A 24,137-nucleotide genomic window follows, 5' to 3' on the forward strand; every position below is an offset into this window, starting at 1 on the left:
AATTTTAGGAGGATATCATGAACAAGGTGACTCTCATCGGCAGGCTTGGCGTACAACCACGAGGGGGGAGCATCAACGGTACAACATTCAGTAACTTTTCCATTGCGACGCATGAGCATTACAAGGACGTGTTCGGGAACAGGGTGGAGAGGACGACGTGGCACCGGATCGTGGTCTTTGGCCGAGCGGCGCAGTTCGCCAACGACTACCTCGACAAGGGGCGCAACGTCCTGGTCGAGGGCCGGATGAACTACCGCCAGTACCAAGACCGCGATGGCGTGGAACGTGTGGTCGCGGAGGTCGTCGCCCGTCAGGTCCAGGCGCTTGACGCCAAGGGCAAGTCCGGGGGGGATGATGAACACGGCACTGCCCCGGCGGGACATCTGCTTCACTAACCCATGGAGGGCACCATGAAGAAAGACGCTGATTGGGACGAGGAGGTTCGGTTTCTGGCCAAACACTGGCAACCCGCCCTCGAAGTCCGGGTGCTGGAGTTTTACGCCCAGCGCCGGAAGCGGACCCGGGCCAAGCTGGCCTTCGTTGACACCTACGAGCGCTATTTTCTGAACCCCGGCCCAGAGGTGCTTGCGCCATGAACGTGAGCCCTACCGTGCCGAGACAGGACAACCCCGGTTCCCAGGAATCGGGGTTTTCGCATTTTTGGGGGGATCGGTCCCTGACCGCGACGCCAACGGCCTTCTTCTCCGGGCTCTTGAGCAGCCAGGCCGTGGCCCGGGTCATCCGGCTGATGCATGGCCCACAGTGGCCCACTCAGGAAGACAGACCTCTCATAAACCTAGGCCTGGCCAGGACATCGCTGGGCAAAACCGTCGCCACCGAGGCGGCAAGGAGGTGCTTTTTCATGAGCAGGTACGAAGTCAGGCAGGGGGACGGCTACCATGGAACCGCATGGATCATGGAAGTCGAGGCCGACAACATGGCCGAGGCCGTCAAGGTGGTGCGGGCAAGGGTCATCGCCCGGGTGGATGAAGACCTCCGGCGGCAGCTCGTGGAGGCCGGGGATGACAGTTTTCGGCAGTTCGCCGTCTACCCCACACGGACCTGGAGCGAGTGGGACATTTCGCCGCTGATCATCGAGGTCATCTTGCTGGATGACACTGCTTCTTTTGCCTCCCTTACCCACGCGTCAAACGAACTTCAAAATATCCGCCATTAGGCAAGGAGAAAGCTATGCTTCTCGCGTTCACGTTGTTCTGCATCTTCTACATCGTGGTCATCTGGCTCTTGATCCGCCGGTAACAGCTTAACGACTTGAACGCGCAAAAGGCCGCTGGGAGAAATCCTGGCGGCTTTTTGCGTTTATAAGGAGAAAAGACATGTCTGGACAGATTCCTATTTACGAGATGGTCACCGCGCGCATCGTCGACATGCTTGAAGCAGGCGTCGTGCCGTGGCGCAAGCCTTGGAACGACGGGGGCGCGACGGAATTTCCTATGAACATGGTCAGCAAGCGGGAGTACCGGGGGATCAACATCTTCCTGCTCATGGCCATGGGCAGAAGTTCCCGGTTCTGGCTTTCGTTCAAGCAGGCAAAGGAACGGGGCGGCCAAGTCCGCAAGGGCGAGAAGGGCACTCCGGTCATTTTTTGGAAGCGCTACGAGACTGAGGACAGGCAGACCGGGGAGAAGAAGTCGGTGCCGATCCTGCGGTACTACACGGTGTTCAACCTGGACCAGATCGACGGCATCGAGGCCCCGGACGCGCCGGAGATGGTGAACCATGCCTTCGAACCTATTGATGCCGCCGCGCAGATCATGGAGGCCATGCCCAGGCGGCCTGAGATCATCCACGCCGAACCAAGGGCCTTCTACCGCCCGTCGACCGACACCGTGAACCTGCCCCGGCCGGGGCTCTTTGCGCAACCCGAGGAGTATTACAGCACGGCCTTCCACGAACTGGTCCACGCCACCGGGCACGGCTCCCGCCTCGCCCGGCGTCCGTCCTCGGAAATCCGTCACTTCGGGGACCGGGAGTATTCCCAGGAAGAGCTTGTGGCCGAGATGGGGTCGGCCTTCCTGTGCGCCAAGGCCCGGATCGAGCAGGCCGTAATCGAAAACCAGGCCGCGTATATCGGCGGCTGGCTCAATGTCCTCAAGGGCTCCCCAAAGATGGTGGTTTATGCCGCCGCCCAGGCCCAGCGCGCCGCTGACTTCATCCTTGACGTCACGCCCGGCGAGCCCGGCGAATAGCTCCCGTCCTCAGCTTTTGCCCACACCGCCCACGACGATGAGGCCCCCTTCCGGCAGGGGGCTTCGTCGTTTTCGGGCATCTGGGAGAACCCCATCCGTCCGTTAATCCACTCTTATCGGACGCATTCTCAGGAGAAAATCATGTCCGAAATCATTGCCGCCACAACCGCTTCCCTGGCCCATATCGACCTGGAGACCCAGGAGCGCGTCCGGCAGATTCTCGATGCCGGGACCGCCGCCAACACCCGCCGGGCCTACCAGGGAGACCTGCGGTACTTCTGGGCCTGGGCGCGGATGGCGCTTGGCCTGCCCGAGGCCTACCCCGTCCCGCCTGCCGCCCTGGTACGGTTTGTCACCGACCATCTGGAGGGCCTGCCCGAGCATGTGGACGCTGCCCTGGTCGAAGAGGGGGCCAAGGCCCGCCATGGCGTGCACAGTCTGGCCACCATCTCCCGGCGTTTGGCCGCGTTATCCGTGGCCCACGAGGCGCAAGGGCTGGAGAACCCTGTCCGGATGCCCCAGATTCGCTCCCTGCTGGCCGCCGCACGTCGGGCCAGGGCACGGCAGGGCCAAGGGGCAAAGAAGAAGCTGGCGGCCACCCTGGACGTCCTGGAGGCTATGGTGGACACCTGCGGGGATGACATGCGCGGCGTCCGGGACCGGGCGCTTTTGCTTTTCGCCTTCGCCTCAGGTGGCCGTCGCCGCAGCGAGGTCGCCGGAGCCAGGGTCGAGAACCTGACCGTCGTGCCGGGCGGCTATCTGTACCGCATCCCCTGGTCCAAGACCGACCAGAAGGGCGCTGGCCGAGACGTGCCCGTGCTTGGCCGGGCGGCCAGGGCCTTGACCCTGTGGCTCGCCGCCGCCTCCATTCGAGAGGGATGCCTGTTCCGGGCCATCGCCCGCGACGGCACGGTGGCGGAATCGCTCTCAGGCCGGGGTGTCGCTCGGATCGTCAAGTCCAGGGCCAGGAAGGCTGGCCTTGATTCTTCCCTCTTCGCAGCCCACAGTCTGCGCAGCGGCTTTGTGACCGAGGCCGGGCGCAAGGGCGTGTCCAGACAGGAGGCCATGGCCATGACTGGCCACAGGTCGGGGGCGGTGTTTGACGGGTACTTTCAGGTGGGGGAGTTGATGCGGTCAGATGCTGCCAAATTAACTGAAATATAATACTTTCCTAGTATTATTGTATACCTTGTCCGGCGTTGAGCATGGGGCGGGCTTCATCTTGGCCTTGGGCGCGCTGGCGAGAGCGAAGCTGGTGCCATTGCAAAGGTTCGCTCGACGATCTTCAAGCCCCCTTGAGTTCTTTCACTTCCACGGTTCCGCCGTATCGGTCGTTGTGTGACATCGTGCTCCGCATTGCCTTGGGCACGGTCGACCCTGCTTCATTTTACGTGGACATCTGTTTTCTCATCTCCAAGAAGCGGCCAACTCGGAAGCCTTTGCCAACGCCTTGAGCTTCATCTCCGAACCACTTCCAAACCACGTCCGCTCTAGGCGCTGGTCTGGTTGTTCTTCCTGTTGCGGCTGCTTATAGTCTTCGAACCGCGTGATGGCATTGTAAGCGCCCCACAGCGTCCCGCGAACACCGGGCAACTGGAGGTCTTCCTGACTTTCAAAGATTTCGCGGACTTGCTCCCACCGCGTCGGCATTTTGCCGTTCTTCGCCTGTGCCGGATTGCGGGGGAAAACCGCCTCAAAGTAATGATTGAGCCGGTCGTCGATCATCTGGATTTTAGCCAGCAGCTTAAACTGCTCCTCCGCCTTCTGGAACACCTTTTGCGTAATCGCTAGGAAGTCTGCCAGCTCCCCCAGCTTGAATTGCATCTGTTTGCTGTGCCGCACACGGTAAGATTTCTGCCCGTCCCCGATCGCCAGCATCAACGTATTTTGACAGACCACCCGGACAGATGTAAATTTAATGATTATTGAGCCCTCGCCTGAGTGTGTATTGGACAGTAGTAGGTACTTGAAGCACTCATCACCACAGACAATCTTCATCGCATTCGGCATCTTCACCATAACCCATATCCGCTCGCCCTCACCAAGTGCGCCGGCGGTCTCAAAGTATGCCTTGCCATTGCCGACAATGGGGTTGAAGAAGCCGAACGCCTCCACGTTCTGGAGGGGCTGATACCGCCGACTGACGACGCCCAGCAGCACTTCTTCCTCTCCTGTATTCGGCCGGGGCACTCGTACGATTTCGTAGCGTGAGAACTCACCTTTTCGGTTGATCTCTTTCGCGCCGCGTGCCGGACGAAGTTCGACTTCCCAATCCAGTCCTGCGGCGCAGATCATCTCTTCCGCCGTCACCGCTTTGGAGACTTGCTTCCCCAATCCGTGCCAGGGAACCTCGCCGTAGTAAGCCATGGTCTGGATATTAGCGGGCATCACTTACCTCCTTTCTTCGCCGCGTCACGTTCCGTTTTTGTTTGAACGTGGGCATGTAATGGTAAGCGCAGTGGCGGTTTAGGGTTCAGGGACATCGAAGCTCCGGCGGAAGTGGTATTTTTCTGACATTAGGAATCTTCCTTTCTACCTCAAAATCCGCGCAAAGATTTCGCCGGACACCTGCCCATCATCGCTGAAGATTTCCGGTTCAGGAAATACCGGATTCCCTGGCGACCATAGCTCCACGCTATCCGAGTGCTGATCGTAAAAGCCTGGATCGGTCGTGACCCGCACCTTTTCATCCATGCCCGGCTGGCCGTAAATAAAATCCTTTACTCCGTAGGCAGACGCTTCTGCCCCCGGCGGCAACATGGCACCTCTCTCGAGAATCCGGCCAAGGTCGGGCAGGCCATAAAGGGGTGCTGGCCGCTCGGGCATCTCAAGATCTTCCTGAGCGGCCGCATCCAGGTCGAAACCGCTTTCTTCCGCCTGCTTAAGCTCAAAGGCCATATCCTGGAGATGTTGATCGGTGGATCGCCGACGATCACCGCCTTCGCCAAGCACCAAATCCTGAATCGTCTTTGGCAACCTCGACAATATGGGTTGCAGGCGTCCGACAAACTTCTGAAATAGGCCAATTCGCTCCCGCAGGGCCGTGTAAACATCCGCTTCCACCGTATCGCTGTAATGCAAATTGACGATCCGGATGACGGGATTTTCCTGGCCGAGGCGGTCGATTCGGCCGATGCGCTGCTCGACGCGCATGGGGTTCCAGGGCATGTCGTAATTGATGAGCGCCCCACAGAATTGGAAGTTCAACCCTTCCGCCGCCGCATCCGTGCAAAGCAGAATTTCGGCCTTGCCTTCCTTGAATAGCTTTTTGGTCTGGTCCCGGGAAATCGCCATCCAGCTTCCGGTCGATGACAGTTGCTCGCCCCCCCTGCCGGAGAAGCAGAGGACCGTCTGCCCAAAACTCTTGCCCAGCGCCTCCCGCAAGAAATCCATGGTATCCGTATACTGCGTGAAGACCATGACCTGCCGATATCCCGCCTCCCGTAATGCCTCAATGGTCTCACGCAATGCACCTGCCTTGGTATCCTGTCCCAGCCGGTGAATCTGGTCGAGGAGCATCCGGATTTCGTCTTTTTCCTCCAATACCAACGCGTCACGCTCCAGAGTTGAGGCCTCTTCGACATCCATGGCTTCATCATCGGCCCCATCTTCGGGTATATCCTCCTCCAGGGCGAGAAGCCGAGCTTGAAGCGGCTGCGTTTGCTCCAGGCGGGCCAGCCGGGACTCAAGCGTATGATCCAGGGCGTGGAAGCTGCTGGCCAACCTGCGGCGATAGATGGTCATCACAAAGCCAACAGCATTTTTCCGCCCAGCCTCGGCGTTATTGTAGGTGCTTGATATATAGTTCTCCACGGCCTCGTAGGCTTGCCGTTCGGGCGGGGTAAGCTCGACAAACCGGTCCTCAACCTGACGGGTGGCAATGGGGACACCGAGTAACCCCTTTGCCTGATACTTTCGGAGCAATTCTCGCGTATGGCGGGAGATGAGACGAGAAACCGGGGTATTTGCCCGGAGAATCTGGATGGCAATTTTGCGGTCTTCTGTTTCGAGCTGCCGTAAGGGGATCGTTGCCGTGTCCCGAAGCGCTTTCAGAATTCTTCTGGCCCTGATTCCACTGCCCTTGGTAAATTTCCTGGCTGCCGCCTCGGTCATTTCTCCATACGCATCCTCGACAGCCTTAAAAAGCCCTGCCATGCGCACCATGTCGCCGTGAGTCGGCATGGGCTTGCCCACCAGATCAAAGAACTCCAGAAAGGCCTGGGAGGTCCATTTCGGGGGCAGGCCAAAAAGGTCGAGCAAATCCCACACTTCGACGGGTGAGACCTGCATGGGGGTAGCCGTTAGCAGGATAAGCCCCTGGGTGCGGTCTTTGAGCTGCTGCATCAATCCGAGCAGTTGATTCGGGCGGAAATCGTTGTGATTGAGGCCGCCGCCCTTGCGCCGGGCATGGTGGGCTTCATCCAGGACGACAAGGTTCCATGGTTCAGCCTCCTCGAGCAGTTCTATTTTCCGGTCCTGTCGGCGCATGAGGTGACTGGAGACAATCACGAACGGGGCTTTGTGCCAGTTCTTCCGGCTGACCCGCTCCTCGCGCGCGCCTTGCTGACCGGGCCAATGATACCAATAGTATTTCTGCCCGTCGTATATCGGCCAGGACAGGTTGAATTTTTCCCGGAGTTCGATCTGCCATTGGCGCAGCACGGCTTTGGGAGCCATGATCAAAATTCGTTTTGCCCGACCAGCCATCCAGCCCTGGCGCAGGAGTAACCCGGCTTGGATGGTTTTTCCAAGGCCCACCTCGTCGGCAATGAGGAGCTTTGGCGGCCAGTTGTGGTACATCCGTTCAAAGGCCCGTACCTGATGTGGCCATGGGGTGACGGCGCTGGTGGCCTCCCCGACCAGTTCCCCGCCTCCGGGCAGTGCCGGGGCATGACGAATATAGCTCCAAACAGCCCTCCTGGGGTCCGTGGAGGTGTCCGTTGGAGGCTGCGGCGAAGTCGTTTCGGCCGGGGTCAATTCTTCTGGCATGTCCGTCTTGCCATAGTGCGCCGAGTCTTCCTGGATGGTCAGCAGCATGGGTAATTGGCCATCCTTGGGAGCAAACGTCAGGAGTTGTTGCCGCACGGCCTGGGGGACATCGATCACAACCGCACGCTTGGAGGTATTGGACCAAAGCTGGGCGAAACTTTTCTCCTCCTCGTCCACGTGGGCAGCCGTACCGCCCCAAGAATTGAACACATGGAAGCTTTCCCAGTTTTGCCGCCAGCCGAAAGCCGTTTCATTGATGCTCCCGGAAAAAGCGACCCGATTTCCTTCCTCGTCTTCGATGACGCCGGTCTTCTCGTGGAATATCGCGTGCCCGGCGACAAGTCGGCGGTTTAAGTCGCACGGGACGGCCACTTTCACGTCCAGATGACGGTTGGCCACCATCCAGGCCAGAAGTTCCATGGCCTGATAGATTGGCGGGCTGGTCGCCTCCAGCGGGCAAGCCAACAGTCTGGCTCCGATGGTGTCGCGCAGGGATTGACCTTTTTCGATGGCCTCCACTTCCTCTTGGTCCAAAGTACAGCCCACCACGAGGCGCATGCAGCCCTTGTTGCGCACGAGGCCTTCCATGCCGCGCGCAGCCAAAGCCAGGGCTTCCGCCCCAAAGAAACCTGTTGTGCGGTCATACCGCTTGGCCAAGCGCAAGGCCGGGATGTAAAAAAGCTCCAGGAGGTCGCCGTCTTCTGGGGAATATTTTGCCTTCCAGGCGATGTCCTTGAGCGTTTCCATATTGCTACTCGATTGGTAAATCGCCGCGCTTGAGCACGGGGATGAGGGTGGTGAAGGCAAGCCGCCGCAGTTTCTCCAAGGCCTCGAAGTCGCTGGCTGGGGCCTCGGCGGTCTGAATGATCTTAGCTCCCTCGAATTCACGCGGCAGGGGGAGTACCTCTAATGCCGCCTCCAGGGCGGCCACAAACGACGGGTCTTTAAGCAGTCCGTTGTCTTCCACCATCTCTTTGGCGGCTTGCAAGGTTCTGGACCGGGCAGCATTGGCGGCATGGTGCAGGGCGTCGATCATGGCCCTCGAACCATCGGACGAACCAAGACGGCCCTTTTGGGCACGATCAGCACTGTCCCAAAGGATCACGTCGCTGGCTTTTTTTTCGGCCAGGGTGCCGATGACATCCTTGTCCATATCCAAGCCGACAACCCGCGCCAGGCCCAAGGCTTCATCGAAGGGAAACTGGCTGGCCCCGAAGGCGTCCCAAGCCAGGATGAACCATTCGGTGAGGGGGTCGAAATCCTTATTTCGTTGCGTGCTGATAATCTGCCCCAACCGCCATTGCTTCACCTCGCGGCGGGCTGCATCAAGCGCGTCTTCCGGCGTGGTCAGGTAAGGATCAAATGGCTCTTCCAAAAGCGCAAGCTGGGTATTGCGTTTCGGCTGCGGCTGTACCCGCGGTTGGCCGCGTTTCACCGGCCAGTGTCGGGAGAAAACTTCCAGGGCCGGACCGAAGCTCGACAGATAGAGGTCCACGCCCCGTATGCCTGCCTCCTGAAAGGAGGCGATGCGTTCCCGCACGGCCGAGGCCAATTTCGGTTCCAGGTCTTCCCAATAGACCGGCCCGGCAGCGTCCGCGTCGGGGCGTGGCCGACAGACCAGGAAGATGGTGGAGTTGGCGGCGGACTTGTCCTTGATGTGCAGCGAGCCTTCGGCCTCGGTGTTGATGGGCCAGGACGCGGTGATGACGAATCCGGCTTCCAACAGTCCCTTGGTCAGGGCGTCCCATGCGCCCGTCGCCTTGTGGGTAAACATTAGGGTCATGATGCCGTCGTCTTTGAGCACGCGGCGGCATTCGGCGAAGATGGCGGCCATGCGGTCGCGGTAGTCGCGGGAGGCCAGGGCCTTGGCGCCCTTTTGCCCTTTGTATTTGGCCGGATTGGCCACGGCTTCGTTTTCCTTGTCGGTGAGGGTACGGCGGAAAAGCTCCGGGTAAACGTAGCCCGCCGTGCGTTTGAGCCAGATATAGAAGAAGTCGGACAACTCGGCGTACATGACGTTGTCGTAATACGGCGGGTCCATGACCACCACGTCGATGGAGCCGTCTTCCACATGGAACAGCGAATCGGCCGAGGAGCAGGTCACGGTTACGAGTGGGGGCGTGAAGGTCTCGCCGCCGAGCAGGGAGAGCTGGTTGGTCGTGGTCGCCTTCTTCCCTTGCGCGTCTGGCCGGGCCAGCGCCACCAGTTCCCTGACGCACTTAGCCGTCTGCTCGATGGCCCAGTCATAGCCCAGCCCGACGATAAGGGGGGCCATCTCGGAGTGAGACCAGCAGAAAGCAAAGTCGTGGCGATTGAATGTGTTGGCTACCACCTCCCGGGTTGGCATCCAGACGGACATGCGGGAGTTGTAGTTAAGCATTTTATCGAGGGATAGAGCCAAATACCCAAACGCCGCCTTGGTGATCTCGGAGAAGCCAGGCTTGGCCTGTTCTTCCACCAAAAGTTCGCGGAACACCTCTACACTGGTCCCATGGCCGAGGAGTTGGCGTGGGGAGAAGAGATCACGCCAATAATTCATCCCATAACGCTTCGGTTCCTCAGTTTTAAGGCCTTCGGGGATTGCTTCCGTAGGAACCAAGTCCAACGCCTCCCACTCCGGCAACTTTTCCTCCAGCTTGGCCCGGACCATGGCCGAGACGTCATCTTCCGGCCTTGGGGCACGGTATCCGCGTTCCCATTTCTCCCGGGTCTTGCCGGTCTTGGTCAGGGTCACAATCTTTTTTTTGTAGGCAACAGTGTAAAGCTGTTCACCCATGTCGCCAGCCTGGGCCTGCGTCTTGATCTCGTCCCCGGGGATGACCAGCCCGCAATCCGGAAATGGGCACTTGGCATCGCCCCGTGTGACCGTGCCTTCGGAGTGCTCCGCCGCCTTATAAACGATCTCGAACTGGCATATGCGGCCCGGCTTGGATGGCCCTTCGCCCACTTGAGGGAGCACCCGCACGCCCGTCCCGTCAGGAGCCAAACGCCAATTCGGGGAGAGCGGAACAAGGCCGCCGCAGTATGGGCAGGTGATGGTGCGCGCCCAGAGATAGCCCAAAACGATCGCATCAAAAGGTTCTGCAGGGAATATCCCTTCAAATTTGTTTTCAGCTTTTTTCAAAAATAACGCCGAGATGCGGTTAAAATCATCCAAAACGGCAGTCCCGAAGTTAAGCGGCCCTTCAAGAGTCTGCTTGAGTATCAGGACTGCAACCGGGTTGATGTCGTTTGCCATGGTGGCAAACCCAAGCCGCAGTGATTCAAATGGTATACTCCCGCCGCCAGCCGTAGGATCAAGCACGATAGGAATACCATCGACACTTTTACTCGTTTCATCTCGAAGCCACGCCATCTCAGGTTTACTGGGCAGATAGGAGAAGGCCCTCGAATAACCATAAGGGTCGAGACCAAGATCCTCACCAGTCTTTTTTGCCTTCTCAATGGCGATACGAGTTTTTACAGGATCGCCATGGATACCAAGTACCCGCATAAACATTTCATGGTCTGCGTCCTCGGGCAAAAGCGAAGCCAACACCGCTGCCCGCGAGGCAATCAAAGGACGGCGCGCCCACCAGACGTGCAGATAATACGTGGGAGGCAACGCGGTCATGGAACGACGCTCGCGAACACTTTCTTCGCCAAGGGCGGCAATGGGCAGCCAGGACTCGATCAGGCGCTTGGACATGAAATCTTTCCCTTTATTGCGAGCGGCCTTCCACCGGCTGCCAGCTCCCTGGATTTACCCCGGAATTAACCAATCGGTAATTCTGCTTTGCCAATAAAAACAAATGATACATGCTGGTTCCGGGTCTTTCTGGTAAATATTTACCCGGAATTAACCGGACTTAACCATCATTCCCAACCAAATGGTACCACCGGGCTCCCTTGGTTTTCCCTATCACCCGGGCTTGGCCGCGCCGCTTCAATTCTTCCAGATAACTGGAGAGCATCCGGGGCTTGACATGCGGGAGCACGGGCTGCAACTCGGCCAGAACACAGCCTTTCCCCCCGCAGGAACGGAGGTGGTTGCGCACGAGGAAGAGGTTGGTCTCCCGGTCCAAGCCGCGCTTGCGGGTATGCACCCCGGCCTCGCCCCGCATCTCATAGTAGCGACGGGCGAAAATAAATTTGCGCCCAACCCGCTCCAATATCCCCTGATCGACAAGCCCGTTGGCCCGTCCCCTAAAATCTTTGGGAATCTCCTGCTCCTGGCTCACGAAATGGAGCACGGCGAAATCCATGGCGCTAAACGTCCGGTAGCGCTCCGCCCCGACCTCCTCCAGAAAGCGAAGGAGCGCCGGATCGTGAATGGTCCCCGGCAACCGGACATAGACATGGTGCTCGTCGGTGCGGGAATAGTCGGGCGGCATCTTGCCGTCCAGGATGGCCAACCGCCACATGCGGTCAACACCCTGGCCGGAACGTTCAATCAGGTCCGCCTTTTCAAGGGCCTCAGCGATAAGCCGGTTGCGCCAAGCCCGCTTGAAGAGCATGTTTTCGATGGTGACGCCCGGCAGCAATCCCCCAGGGCTCTCAACTTCGATCAACCCGGGAAATTGGCGGACAAAGATGGACTCCCGATAGCGATAATCCCTATGGCAGACGCCGTTGAGCAGGGCTTCGCGGATAACTTCCTCACGAAACGAGGGGATGTCGCGCCGCACCAAGCCCATCTGGTAGGGGTGGACTTCGTTGCGCAGATTCACCAGCGCCCAAAGCCGATTAACGTAGAGGAACAGCCCTTCCCGGAAGGACTCTCGGACAGCGGGATCAATGTCACCTTCCGCGTGCCGGTACTCGAAAATGATCTCGGCATCCGCCACATGCCGACTGAGGCTTTTGGCTGTTCCCAAAAGGATCAAAGCCGCCCGGGTCACGCCGCTGTCGACCAACAGTTCCGCATCCTCAAGGAGTTGCTGGTCGGGCAAATCTAGGAGATGCGGCCGGTTCGATTGCCGCGCCCAAAGCTGGCGGAAGGTCTCAATGGCTTGTGGGGACAAATCAGCCAGAGTCACTTCGGAACAAATTTCCGCCGAAAAATCCGGGACGCTCTCCGCAAAGATAGCTTGCAACCGGTCAGGAGTCATGGGGACAAGGCTGCTGCCCCGGCGCATCAAGTACTGCCCGTCGGATTCCAAAGGCGTTCCAATGGGCCGCGAAGGGACCAAAAAAATGAGCACCCGAGAACCTGTGCTCAAGTCTTCGACAATCTCAACATTGAGGCGCGTGGCCTGATAAATGGCGTTGCGAGCGTCATCCAGGTCGCCAAACGCCGTAGTCCCAACGACTTGCCGGGGCATGGCGTCAGCCACGCCGAGCACGAGCTTCCCGCCTCTTTCATTGGCCAGGGCGATGCAATATCGAAAAAGATCCTTCCTCTCTAACCCGCGTTTCGCTTCTTTGAACTCGACAGTGGCCCCTTCCGCGGCCGCCAAAAGACTAGCAAGTAATTCTGAGACCATGATAGCCGCCAGCCTTTACTGGCCCTTGGGTTCGGTCAGTAAAATCCGCAGCGCCATAAGTACACGGCGGGGATTCTTGCGGTGCATGGCCATGCCCAGCCAGTAGGAGGCCTCTTCCTGTGCCATGGCTTCGACGCCCTCAGCCACGGCTCGCATGTTGTCGCGGTTGCGCATGGGAGCCAGCACACGAAAGAGCAGGCCCAGATTCAGCGCCATATTTTCATCCAACGGGAAACGCTTCACCCCGGCCAGAGCGATGCCGCCCAGGCCGATCCCGGCCTTTCCCAGGCGGCGTAGGATGCGATGCTCGACAAGAGAAAGGTTGCGGCCACCAAGCCCCGCGATCCGGACTGGCGCGGCAATATTCGGGGTACTGGGCGACGGTACCTGCCAGACATCAAGGTCAAGGCCGAGCGCAGGACGTTGCCGAGCCCGCAACTCATACTGCGGGACCGTCTGGGGAGAACCCGTATCTGGGATTTTCTTAGGCATCCGCGTTTTTCACTTTGACCTGGGCCAGCACATATGCGGCACCAGCCCCAAATTTACACAATTTTTCGGAGAACGCCTCCGGCTCGCCACCGTCGAGACCAAGACCATCCTCGAAGGTCAGGGAAAATTCAACCGTCATGTTTTTCTCATTGGCGGCACGCAGCTGTGGGTCCAAGAACTCTTTCACCGGCGCGGCGTCGGCGATGAGACCGTTAAATTCGACCACCAGGGAGCTGCCATCGGTCGTCTCATACTCGCCCTGGATGGAAACCTTCTTCCTGGCCTTTTGAACCGCGTTGACCGGCCCAAAAAGCTTAAACCCCTCGCTGGCATCATAGACGCGAATCCGTAAGGACTCCAAGGCCTGCACATTGGCGCTCCGGGCTTTTTCCCAGAGCAAGGTCAGTGCTTCCTTAAGAACGCCCTCGGTCTCGAAATGCTTCGGAAAAACCGGAACCTCCGGTTGGGCAGTCCCTTTGTCCGGAGTGTCCCCGCCACCGTCAGTACCTGTTTCTCCCGTTGGGGGCTCTTGCTCTGTCGGCTGGATTGGCGGGGGCGTAGGCTTTGGCTCGGGCTTTGGCCAAATCAAATTCTCCCGGGCATATGCGGTTGTAAAGACGAAAGATTGTTCATCAATCCGGAGTTGCGGCGGCGGGCCACCCTTCCCCCAGACGAGTTCGCCGCTTTGATAGACATACTCGCCAAGCTCGACACCTTGCCGGATGCCCCGAATAAAAACATCATCACCAACAAGCATGGGCAGCGTGGGGTTGCGGCGAAATTCATCCCGGAACTTTGCCGTGCTGATTCGCCCGGATCGAAGGCTGGTCCGATCACGCATATAACTGGCGGAATCCGGCTGGTCTTCGGCAAGCCGAAGCTTTTTCATATCGTGCAGAACACGACTGACCTGACGCTGACCATCGCCTGGGTTCGCCCCTGCGTTTTGCACGTCAATGACCGTATATGCCAAATCGATATCAGCCCCCTCAACCCGATTTTTTGACGGGTAAAAGACGTGGCGATAGGCTTGCTGGATGGAAACAGCGAGTTCCTGCTCGCTTCTTTGAAACCACTCTTGAAGCTGCGACTGCTGATGCCCTGCCAATGATTGCAGTCGTTCAGGCTGCCGCAACGCGTCCAAAGCCAGGCGGCGCATCATCTTCTGGCGCATTTCGTCCCGCTTGGAGGCATCCACTATAAGAAAAACCAAATTATTTTGATTGCTGCGAAATTCTCCGCTACTCCCGCGTTCCTTGTAGAGTTTGCGCACCAATTCAGGGAGATTGACCTGATCCGGACGAATCTCCGTGGCGTCGTAACTCAAGATGGCCAGATAAGGGTGACCGTCCCCAGCATCATCAGGAACCTCGCTGGGCATGCTCGGAAACAAGATGGAATGGAACGTCATTCCACCGAAAATCTCCCGAATCCGGTCGTTTAGCTGGGCTCGAGTTTCGCCCTTGTCAACATGCTTTTCCTGCCGTCGCACCATCTGGTTCAGGTTCGCCTCGGTCAGAAACCGCAGCGGCGAATGCGGCTTGTCATCGAGGAATTCCGAATCCTGTTGGAACCGACGGATGGCATCCTCAATAAACCCGATGTCCAGACCAGGGGCGACAATCGCCGCCTTAACCTCGCCGGGCTCTGCCCCTTTGAGGTTTTCGTTAAATGCGAAGGTATGCAGGATAATCGTTCTGGCCACGTAGGAGGCATAGGGCGGAAGGCCCGCATAGTGTTTCTTATCAATCTCTTGGGCCAGAGCGGGTTGAGCCCCCTCCTTGGCGGCCACATCGGCGTTGAGTGCCGGGACAAACGCCTGAAGAGAAAGTCGCGTCACGAGTTCCTGGCGAATGGGTTCATATGAGGGATCAACGTGATGCACATGTACGGCCAAGGCTTCACTTGGTTTTGTCCGCCATAGCGAACAGACCGTCCGGGCCAAGAGCCGAAGCATGCCACGCACACGTTGAAAATTTTCCAGGGTCGAAGTCTTTTCCTTTAAAGTCTCAATCAGGTCAGGGTGGAACGGGTATCCATAGAGAAATGCTTCAACCTTTTTATCTAGAAAACCCGCCCCGGGAAGTTTGTCGCGGTTTTGGGTCCAAACCCGGTGATAGCTCTCCACGACATTTCGCCCTTGCTCGTCATCAATAGATGCGAAGAGCCGCCGCCGTAAGACCTGAACGGTCTCATCATCTTCGGTGGGGTTAAGGAGAGTCGCCTTCCTGGCCGAGACGCTTTCCAGTTCGCTCATTTTTCGAGCAATATAATCATTTTCAGGGCTATAGGCATCAGAAGCCCCGTCCTTGCCGATGGCCAGCGTATATACAACGGCGGCATTGGGCGAAGACTCCACGGCCTTGAACAGCGCCGTCAGGAATGGGGTTAGCTGTTCGCCCACTTCCCTTTGCCTGCCAGCCCAGACCTTACGAAGATAAACGGAAAGCTCATCCAACAAGATTAGCGTGGGTGCTCCGCCAAAAAGCTCACGAATCGTCTCGGCACCGGGCGCTTGGCCCGCCGTGTCGCTTTGCCGGAGCTTTTCGAATCCCTCATACCCGCCCAGGGCGTAAGCCAATTCTCCCCACGGGGTATGGGCGCGAATACCTCCCCCCATGGACCGACCATTGGCCGGATCAGCGTTTTCACCGTCAAAGGCCGCGATGCGAACCTCATCCTTGGGAAGATGCTGCGGATCGATGAATTCGGCGATATTCGGAACGCTATGAACGCCACGTGCCAAATGGGCTAGGGCAATGAGGGCATGCGTTTTGCCGCCGCCGTAGTTGGTATCCAGACGAAAAATTGAAGCCACACCCTCCGTCTGTTCGCACAGGCGCATGCTGACGTTCCAGAGGAGATTCTTGAGCCCCCGCGTCGGGTGCGTATTGGCAAAGAAAAGTCGTGGGTCTTGGTAGTCAGGGGGAGCTTGGTCACGCAAAACCATGGCTAGATCGGCCGCGAAGTCCGATTCTGTAACAGAACCCTTGAGAACATCCTCGCGAGGCTGGCAGATATTAAACAAGGAGGTCATGCTTCTCCCCTTCCATGGATTTTCGAAAAAAAGGGGTCAATCCGTAGTAACCGTCGAAAATGACGGTAGCCTTTATGGAGCCCAGACCACATGCCCTCCGAAGAACAATTCATGGGGGGTGCCTCTCTACGGGTCAACTCCCATGAACTTTTTGACAAGCTTGAAGGGCAACATAACCTTCAAATGGGAGCACCACCAGCTTGACCGGGTTTGATGCCGATGGTCGGGAAAGACGCTCACTGCCAAGGCTGCCAAGCAGGCCTCACAGGGCACGCTCGGTGAGGCCACCTGATTCAATACTCGGAAAAATATTTGCAAGCAAGAAATCAGGGAGGCGAAAGCCCAATATCCGGGGCGAAACGGGTCATTTCTTGATCCGCCCCTGGAATTTGCCATGGGCGTCGTAAATTACGGCGTCACCGTTGGACTTTTCGCTGATACGCCCCTGGTAGCGCCCCTTGGCGTCGTAAATGCGAGTGGTCCCGTCCCGCTCGACAGCCCTGCCCTGGTATCGACCCTTGGCATCGTAGACCCGGCTGCTCTCTGTCTCGTCGCTGTTGTCCGTGGCCATGGCCGTGGCGCATGACAAGGCCAGAAGCATGGTGGCGAGGATGATCGGGCGCATGTGAGGTCTCTCCTTGGTCGTCAGGCCTATATTAATGATGCAGGGGCCTCGGCATTTCAGGGTGCTCCGGCAGGCAGGGGCCTTGTCGGCGCGGTGGGCGGCTTGATCCTGGGCGAAAAGGCGGTGCCTGTGGTCCGGCCACTGTGTTACCACAAAGGCCATGCCGGTCACCCCTCAATGACGGTTGAATCGCCTCCCCAGAAAATCGTCATGCCGATCGGTTTCGTGGTGACGACGCGCATTACGTGACCTGGTTCAACGCCGAAGATGGCGGCGTTATTTTGATAAATTCGAATTCCGCATAGACTAGGGCGCTACATTCCCAAGACGATTCGAAAAGGCATCCACTGGACTGCCTAAATGGCCTGCAAAACTGTCTCGACCCCAGAAAACAGGCTGGACATACGTTTTCGTATTCTTTACGCGGAAGTATGGTCGCAAGCAAGGAATCATGACAACTGGAAACGCGAGTTGGGAAGTTTCGTGGGTGAAAGGCACTTGGCGCGGTTCCCGTCCAACCTCCATGACGCGGCCATACAGACCATGCTAAAGCAGACAGAGGCCTTGTCGGCGCAGTGGGCGGCTTGATTCTTGATTGATTTGACCGTAGCGGCAAAAGATGCGTCCGTTAGCGATCTATTATTGGACGGCATGATCATCCCTTAATACGACACCCTAAAACCGTTTGCAACTTAAACACAATAGTAACGAATATGCCAAAATTCATAGGCTACGATCAGACCTTTAAGAAAGTTCTCGAAGACATCGATAATGTCGTAACTGAATTGCTGCCAAACGAAGAAGAAATTTGTACTAATTTTGACGATATAATAAAAAAACAAACTTTATTGGTGCAATCGCTAAAAGATGGCAACAACGACTTGCGACGACTAAAAATAGAATCTGAAAAGCTTAACGCCTTACACATGTTGTTTTGGTCAAACGCATTGCGAATGAACATGGAGAAGTTTATAATTGAAGGAAACCATGAACTCATAAATGAATCAATATTTATATCGCTAATGCTAGGAATTTACCGGGGCATGTTTTTTTCTTATCAAAGAGAAGATCATTTCGAGTTTTTAACAAAACTTGCACTTTCAGATGCGGGTCGTATTAATAGGAAGCAAGGGCATGAGAGTCGAAAAAAGACCATTGAATATCAAATGACTCCATTTCTGAATGAAGCAGAAGAAAAGTGGCGAAAAGGGGATCAAGCTTTTCACGATCAAATGGCACAGTATTTAATTGATAAGCACCCTGAAATAATTTGTAATACTAGGCTACTTATTGGACATTTTCAAGGTACTGGTTGATGGTGTCGATGGGCCTGCGCCCCATGTTCCGATACCCTTGGTGAGGACGATTGTTGTTATAGTCGTCGAGCCAGTCGTCCAAGTCCGCCTGCAGCGATTCGACAGACTCATACAGGGTTGAGCGAAACGCCTCGCGGTAAAACTCGTCCAGGGCTGTCCTGTGAAATCGTTCAACAAAGCCATTTGTTCGGGGGCTTCTGATCTTTGTCCGACGGTGCTCGATATCACTCAACTCGAGATAAAGCTCGTAGGGATGTGATTCTGTTCCGCAGTATTCGCGGCCATTGTCTGTGAGAAGAGAAGAGATAGATAGATTTTTTTCTTGATAAAACGGAAGAACATCGTTGTGCAGAACCGCAACTGCCGCTTCGGGAACCTTGGCAGTGTGAAGAAATCCAAACCCATAGCTCGAATACGTATCGACAACCGTGTGCATGTAGACGCGGCCAACGCCCTTGAGACGACCGACATAATAGGTATCCTGGCACAAAAGCTCGCCAGGCCTTGAACTTTCCACATGCCGTTCCCGAAATGCGGGATTTTGCCTTTCGATGAACGCGACCTGCTCTCCAGTGAGTTCAATGGGCTCACCGGCACGTTTCTCCTCAAGCTTGAGCCAGCGGTCATATTTGCTGGCCATGCCGTTTTTGATGAGGATGTTCTGGATGGTGGGCGAACTGACGGAAATTCCGTCCAGTTTCAAGGTGTTGGAGAGACGGACGCATCCCCAGGCGGGATGATCGAGGCTGAAGGCCAAGATACGTTGAACCACCTCATCCGGCGTCGTCATGGGATGGCTCTTGGGGATAGGCGGCAGATCCTTGAGGCCTTCAATCCCGTGCGTCTGAAATCGCCGCTTGTACTCGTAGAACTGGCTGCGGTGCATGCCTCGCTGGCGGCAGGCCTCAGCGATGTTGCCAAGCTCCTTGGCCAACTCCAAAACGGAAAGCCTCTGCCGTGCGAGTTTTTCTTCGGCCTTCATTGGGGGGTCTCCTGGTCGTTTCGTACCCCAAAATCTGTCCGATGAGAAGCCTAGTTATTCAAATAATTGATATTTTCGGAGGGCGTGTTACCCCAAAGCTCGCAAAGGCTAGTTGAGGAAAATTTTGAAGCCTTTAGCGGAAAAGTACAATAGATTGCGTGGGTTAAGAAAAAAAAGTGAATTGATCCCCCCCTAGTAGCCTACCCACCCAGGTTCCCGCAAAACCTGACCTCTGGCATTTTATCTCCAGTTGCGTACGACTCCTCTCTCTCTGCAGAGTTTGGAGGAAACGTACACTGGGCGCATCCAAAAATTCATCCCAATCAATTGGGTTGAACAACCTCGTAGAACCGCTCGCCCAGTCGGTTCTACGAGGTTTTTCTAGTAGGAGATCAACAATGGCACCGAAACCAATCTCTATGAATTTATACGGCAAGCCTGGAACAATTGAAGATTTTCGTCGGGCAGGCAATTTTTTAGAGTTGCTTCTGCTTTTAACGTTCGGCGAAGGGAGTAACAAACACTGCCTCAATAATCTCATCCGACCCGAGGAAAAACCTTGGAGTAAACTCAGAAACAAAAGCGACCTGAAGAAACTCATCAACATTCTCGTTTCTACCTTCGCTGTTAGCGTAAAGGAATATGAAGATGGGTGCCTTGTGGCAACTATTCTCGACGGTACGCCCGCTTTTTTGACTTTCGTCAAAGCGCTCGGAAATATTCCAACAGAAATGTCGGCGCAGGAGATTGATGACTACTTCAATAGCCCTAGTTATCCATACAAATAACCATGACAAATTTTAAAAACATCCCTGATTGCTTAAAATCCCACGTTCAATGGGTTTGCTGGCAAATGATCGAGAGAGATGGAAAGCAAACAAAGCTACCGATCAATCCATCAACAGGCTCAAATGCAAAATCAAACGACCCCTCGACATGGGGTAGTTTTGATAAAGCAGTGAGTTATTACAATGCACAACTGAATTCTAATAAACAAAAATGTGATGGCATCGGATTCATGTTCACCCTTAACGAGTCATTTGTCGGCGTTGACCTTGACCATTGCATCTCTGAAAGTGGCAAACTTGACACGTCGATACGAAACATTGTCAACACTCTAAACTCATACACAGAAATTTCTCCATCAGGACGTGGATTGCATATTATAACGAAGGGGAAACTGCCGCCTGGAGGGAGAAAGAAGGGCAATGTTGAATTGTACGAAAGTGGGAGATACTTTACCATCACAGGAAATATTTTCAGAGGCTGCAACAAACACGTTGAAAATCGACAGAACGAAATAGATGAGATTCATGCCGAAATATGGGGAACAAATGCAAAAACAAAGCATACAAATTCTGTTTCTGGCCGACCAAAAGGTGATCCTCACGAACTGCTCACCACGTCATTTCATTTTACAAACGGTAGCAAAAACGAACAACTTTGGAACGGAGACTTTTCTGGCTACCCTTCACAGTCAGAGGCTGACTTAGCTTTTTGCTCGCATTTAGCGTGGCTGTTCCAAAAAGATGCCTCGCTGATAGACTCTATATTTCGAAAATCTGGTCTTTATCGAGATAAGTGGGATGTCACGCACAGTGCAGACGGATCGACTTACGGGCAAATGACCATCAAAAAAGCAATTAGTTCAACAGATAAAACGTATAACACTAATCAAAACATAAGCAGCGCGAACATTGTTGCGCTGCTAAACGGCCAAGCTCGTAACGACTACCCGTTGCTAGAAATCAAAGGTATAAAATTTAGATACGGTCGTGACAATGCGAAAACTATAATCGAACGCGAAGCAAAACGAAAATATACTGGGAAAAGCGATAAGCACTCATCTGCATACTACCCTGTGTCAAGTCTTTACGGTATACCAGCTCGCCTGCGATACATCGACAAAAGCGACGCATCTGGATTGCGAATTAACATCGAAGGATTCGATGGCAGTTTGAAATCTTTGGACATAGAGCGGTCATTTCTTGTCAAAGCATCCGGAAATGAACTTAAATCAGAATTATTAGCCGCAGGTTTACGTATTTATCCTGATGGTGACAAAATAATTCTTGCGACGCTCAAAGCAGCACACCCTGATAAAGAAATATTAATCACCACAAAGCCCGGCTTATTTCAAATCGATAATCACAAAAACTTTGCATTTGTTACACCTGACGGCAAGTCATATAGCGACAACAACCATCAAGTTGAGTTGTCTCCTAACGAGCGGATAACCGCGCCCTATTCCTGTGGCTCGTTTGAAGGCTGGAAAGATGCCATACGAACGGCAACAACTGCGCCGGGATGCCCGCATTTTGCTCTTGGCGTTATGGCTGCGTTTGTTGGACCAATTTTATCTATAGCTAAGTTGGACACCTGTGGAATTAATCTTTCAGGGTTCACATCAAAAGGCAAATCCACTGCACAGATGCTTGCAGCATCTGCTTGGTCTACTCCAAAACTCGGGTGTGGATTGTTTCAATCAATGAGGACAACCGACAACGCCGTAGAACTTTTGGCCACAAAAGCGAACGGCACCGTGCTTTTGCTTGACGACATCGCTCATATCGATGGGCGAGATTTAGGGGCTATGATCTATACATTGTCTTCTGGTAGTAGCAAATCGAGAATGACACAGCTATCTACGCTTCAGAGCAGGCAGACGTGGAATACCTTTGCAATTTTCTCCGGCGAAAAATCATTGGAAGAAAAAATCAAAAGCGCTGGAGGAAGCTGGCAGGCAGGAATGTCTGTCCGTTTTCCAGACGTAGATGTCACGGACGTTAACGAAAAACTTACGAATGAAACAATGAGGTCTATTAATAGCATTGCTGAAAATTATGGACATGCGGGGCATAAATTCATTGAAGCTATATTCAACAATGGCCTTCACCACAAATCTTCAGAACTAAAACAAACCATTTTAAACGCGGCCAGACATTTGGCGAACAGCGAAGAAAGCCAGCTTATACGCGCTGCCATTCCTTTTGCTCTGATTCAAATAGCAGGTAATTTTGCAAAAGAATTTGAGACCGCTGCACAATCCTCTGATGTCGTTACGGAATTCTCTCGAAAGGTCTCGGTCGTCTGTTTCCGCCGTCGTTTAGCCGACAGCGCTGATCTTGTTTCACCTTGAGGCGGCGTTCGTCACTCCTTAGCGTAAGTGTTCCTCAACATCCCGCTTTGAGCACCGCTTTTTTCAAGTTGAAAGCCATAGCGTTGAGTAAAAATTCAAGTTCAACCTTGGCTACCCCCAGGTAACGCGTCCGGAAGAAGCCATAACTTCTTTTGAGCGTTCCGAAAGCCCGTTCCACCTTCGACCGGACGCTGCTAACTTGACGATTTGCCGCTTTTTCGGCGGGGTTCAGCGCACGGTTGCGAGCGGCCTTATGCATGATGCCGTCGGCAAGTCTCCGAGCTTGGAGCACATGCCTGTTCAACTGGCTGCTGTATCCCTTGTCCGCATAGATGCGGCCCCCTGGCATGGGGCCAATCTCATCAAGAATATCCACGAATTCCTGCGTATCCGAACGGTTGGCGGGCGTGACATGGCCGCCGAGGAGAAAGCCGTCCCGGCTGTCCGTGGCCGCATGGACTTTGTAGCCGTAATAAGCCCGGTTCCCTTTGCGCAACCAGGCCGCATCGGCGTCATCGGAGTAGCTGATGGTTACGTCCGACGCCTCGTCGTCATCTTCCTCGCGATCTTCGGGAAGAATATCGATTACTTTGAGGGGGCGGCGCGAGGAGGTGATGACGCTCGCGTCCACGATGGCTCCTTCACGTACCAGTAAGCCGCGCCGCTGGAGTTGATGGTTGAGTTTGTCCAGAAGCCGCTTCAAGACGTTTTTTTCAAGCAGGCTCTGCCGAAACCGGCAAATGGTCGAGGAATCGGGCACCTCGTCATGATCAAGGGAAAGGCCCACGAATCGGACAAAGGACAACCGATCGTACAAGCATTCCTCCACCGCCGCGTCGCTCAGGTTGTACCACCTCTGGAGCAGAAGGATTTTAAACATCGGCAACGGTGCATATGCAGGATTACCAACGGCATTGACGACTCGGCTGAGCTTTTTTCGAAGAAGCTTCTCAAACGGCTTCCAATCAATGAGGCGATCAATCTCATCCAGAAAGCATTCCTTGTGCCTGCGATGGGACACGACGTAGTCGGCAATACCGGGCTTATTGGAATTGCGCTCGCTCATGATCGCCTCCATTATTTTTGATGGAGAAAATATAGCATAATTGCCTAAAATTACAATAGAATTGTGCCATTTTTCCGTGCAACGGTCTCAATTTAACATTCTTCCAAAAGAAATTGACCATCTCAAAGTAGTTATATGGGCTTGCAACAATTATTTAGAATCTTTTTCCAGCATAATTCTCAAACCAATGGTGCAAATCATAGAAAATATACAGCACTGGATTGCTGCACGTTGGGACGTAACAATTAAAGACATTTGTTACAAGCCGCATGAGAACAACCGTGAAGCTGTAGGCTGGTACAACAACTATGCTGTTTACATCCCGTCCTCGTCAATCGTAGAAGCGGCAGGTAATGCTGCGAAAAAAGAACACATCGCTAAAATATTAAGTGAGCAAGGTTTACTTTTTAAAAGACACAGCGCGAAGCAAGCTACGATTAATTATGTGTCGGGAATTGGTGCAGGGAAGTTCTATGCTTTAGACAGGTACAAACTTCAGCTTCGGACAACTGGGCAAAACCTGAGCCAGCCCGAGGCTGACGATGATTAATTCTTCACAAATGGCTTTGACTACCTTGACTACCGTCCCAACGCCGGTGGCCAAGAAAAAGCCTAATTATTACTGTGAAGTGACCACCTTGACCACCTTGACCACCTCTCGCGCACGAGTTTGCGAAGATTCGATCTTGGAACGGGATGACACAGGAGGGGGGGGAGGGCGCTCGCGTATCTCATATTTCAGTAGTTAAGGTAGTCAAGGTAGTCAAAGCTGCATGGTTGCTGGCTTCCGGCCTGACTACCTGCGTTTGCCCGGTA

General features: G+C 54.9%; 18 protein-coding genes. 9 read left to right on the plus strand and 9 right to left on the minus strand.

The window, feature by feature from the left end; genetic code table 11:
* The first annotated feature begins 17 nt into the window (after window positions 1-17).
* The 5 genes from GD606_RS11995 to GD606_RS12015 all read left to right on the plus strand — a co-directional run bounded on the left by GD606_RS11995 (window position 18) and on the right by GD606_RS12015 (window position 3,374).
* Window positions 18-395, plus strand: coding sequence for a single-stranded DNA-binding protein (locus tag GD606_RS11995; RefSeq protein WP_163302431.1), 378 nt, complete (start codon window positions 18-20; stop codon window positions 393-395).
* Between the two features lie 15 nt (window positions 396-410).
* Entirely contained in the window at window positions 411-596 is a 186-nt protein-coding gene (locus GD606_RS12000) for a hypothetical protein (protein ID WP_163302430.1), read from the plus strand.
* Between the two features lie 266 nt (window positions 597-862).
* On the plus strand, window positions 863-1,177 hold the full coding sequence (locus tag GD606_RS12005) for a hypothetical protein (RefSeq protein WP_163302429.1): 315 nt from the start codon (window positions 863-865) through the stop codon (window positions 1,175-1,177).
* Window positions 1,178-1,337: 160 nt separating this feature from the next.
* Window positions 1,338-2,210, plus strand: a complete 873-nt coding sequence (locus GD606_RS12010) for an ArdC family protein (RefSeq protein WP_163302428.1) — start codon at window positions 1,338-1,340, stop codon at window positions 2,208-2,210.
* A gap of 141 nt (window positions 2,211-2,351) precedes the next feature.
* Entirely contained in the window at window positions 2,352-3,374 is a 1,023-nt protein-coding gene (locus tag GD606_RS12015; RefSeq protein WP_211922178.1) for a site-specific integrase, read from the plus strand.
* Window positions 3,375-3,617: 243 nt separating this feature from the next.
* On the opposite strand, the gene GD606_RS12020 is transcribed toward GD606_RS12015, so the two are convergent.
* From GD606_RS12020 to GD606_RS12050, 7 genes are all read right to left on the minus strand, one after another.
* The gene (locus GD606_RS12020) at window positions 3,618-4,598 is read right to left on the minus strand and encodes a DUF932 domain-containing protein (protein WP_163302427.1); all 981 of its coding nucleotides are present in this window, start codon (window positions 4,596-4,598) and stop codon (window positions 3,618-3,620) included.
* Between the two features lie 144 nt (window positions 4,599-4,742).
* Window positions 4,743-7,946 (minus strand): SNF2-related protein, encoded by a 3,204-nt coding sequence (locus GD606_RS12025; protein WP_163302426.1) that lies wholly within the window; start codon window positions 7,944-7,946, stop codon window positions 4,743-4,745.
* 4 nt (window positions 7,947-7,950) lie between these two features.
* Window positions 7,951-10,887, minus strand: a complete 2,937-nt coding sequence (locus tag GD606_RS12030) for a DUF1156 domain-containing protein (protein WP_163302425.1) — start codon at window positions 10,885-10,887, stop codon at window positions 7,951-7,953.
* A gap of 160 nt (window positions 10,888-11,047) precedes the next feature.
* On the minus strand, window positions 11,048-12,664 hold the full coding sequence (locus GD606_RS12035) for an RNA/DNA-binding domain-containing protein (RefSeq protein WP_163302424.1): 1,617 nt from the start codon (window positions 12,662-12,664) through the stop codon (window positions 11,048-11,050).
* A gap of 15 nt (window positions 12,665-12,679) precedes the next feature.
* Window positions 12,680-13,156: a DUF7680 family protein gene (locus tag GD606_RS12040; protein WP_163302423.1), complete on the minus strand. Its 477-nt coding sequence runs from the start codon at window positions 13,154-13,156 to the stop codon at window positions 12,680-12,682.
* Complete coding sequence (locus GD606_RS12045; protein WP_163302422.1) at window positions 13,149-16,193, minus strand: ATP-binding protein; 3,045 nt, start codon at window positions 16,191-16,193, stop codon at window positions 13,149-13,151. Before GD606_RS12045 ends, GD606_RS12040 begins: the two co-directional genes overlap by 8 nt.
* 364 nt (window positions 16,194-16,557) lie before the next feature.
* Window positions 16,558-16,818 (minus strand): hypothetical protein, encoded by a 261-nt coding sequence (locus tag GD606_RS12050; RefSeq protein WP_163302421.1) that lies wholly within the window; start codon window positions 16,816-16,818, stop codon window positions 16,558-16,560.
* Between the two features lie 713 nt (window positions 16,819-17,531).
* Here GD606_RS12050 and GD606_RS12055 point away from each other — a divergent pair.
* On the plus strand, window positions 17,532-18,134 hold the full coding sequence (locus GD606_RS12055) for a hypothetical protein (RefSeq protein WP_163302420.1): 603 nt from the start codon (window positions 17,532-17,534) through the stop codon (window positions 18,132-18,134).
* Here GD606_RS12055 and GD606_RS12060 read toward each other — a convergent pair.
* A complete protein-coding gene (locus tag GD606_RS12060; protein WP_163304069.1) occupies window positions 18,106-19,116 on the minus strand; it encodes an IS481 family transposase in 1,011 nt (336 codons plus the stop codon). The genes GD606_RS12055 and GD606_RS12060 overlap by 29 nt on opposite strands.
* A 398-nt stretch (window positions 19,117-19,514) precedes the next feature.
* Between GD606_RS12060 and GD606_RS12065 the strand changes: the two genes are divergently transcribed.
* Both GD606_RS12065 and GD606_RS12070 read left to right on the plus strand, forming a co-directional pair.
* Window positions 19,515-19,904 carry a hypothetical protein gene (locus GD606_RS12065; RefSeq protein WP_163304015.1) on the plus strand — a complete coding sequence of 130 codons (390 nt, stop codon included), beginning with the start codon at window positions 19,515-19,517 and terminating at the stop codon, window positions 19,902-19,904.
* A gap of 65 nt (window positions 19,905-19,969) precedes the next feature.
* On the plus strand, window positions 19,970-22,255 hold the full coding sequence (locus tag GD606_RS12070; protein WP_163304016.1) for a phage NrS-1 polymerase family protein: 2,286 nt from the start codon (window positions 19,970-19,972) through the stop codon (window positions 22,253-22,255).
* A 34-nt stretch (window positions 22,256-22,289) separates the two neighbouring features.
* Here the strand turns inward: GD606_RS12070 and GD606_RS12075 are convergent, their stop codons facing one another.
* Entirely contained in the window at window positions 22,290-23,321 is a 1,032-nt protein-coding gene (locus GD606_RS12075) for an IS5 family transposase (RefSeq protein ID WP_176629169.1), read from the minus strand.
* Between the two features lie 40 nt (window positions 23,322-23,361).
* On the opposite strand from GD606_RS12075, the gene GD606_RS12080 reads away from it, so the two are divergent.
* Window positions 23,362-23,871, plus strand: coding sequence for a hypothetical protein (locus GD606_RS12080; protein ID WP_163301951.1), 510 nt, complete (start codon window positions 23,362-23,364; stop codon window positions 23,869-23,871).
* Window positions 23,872-24,137 lie beyond the last annotated feature (266 nt).

Source organism: Desulfolutivibrio sulfodismutans DSM 3696, assembly GCF_013376455.1.
Classification (GTDB): domain Bacteria; phylum Desulfobacterota; class Desulfovibrionia; order Desulfovibrionales; family Desulfovibrionaceae; genus Desulfolutivibrio; species Desulfolutivibrio sulfodismutans.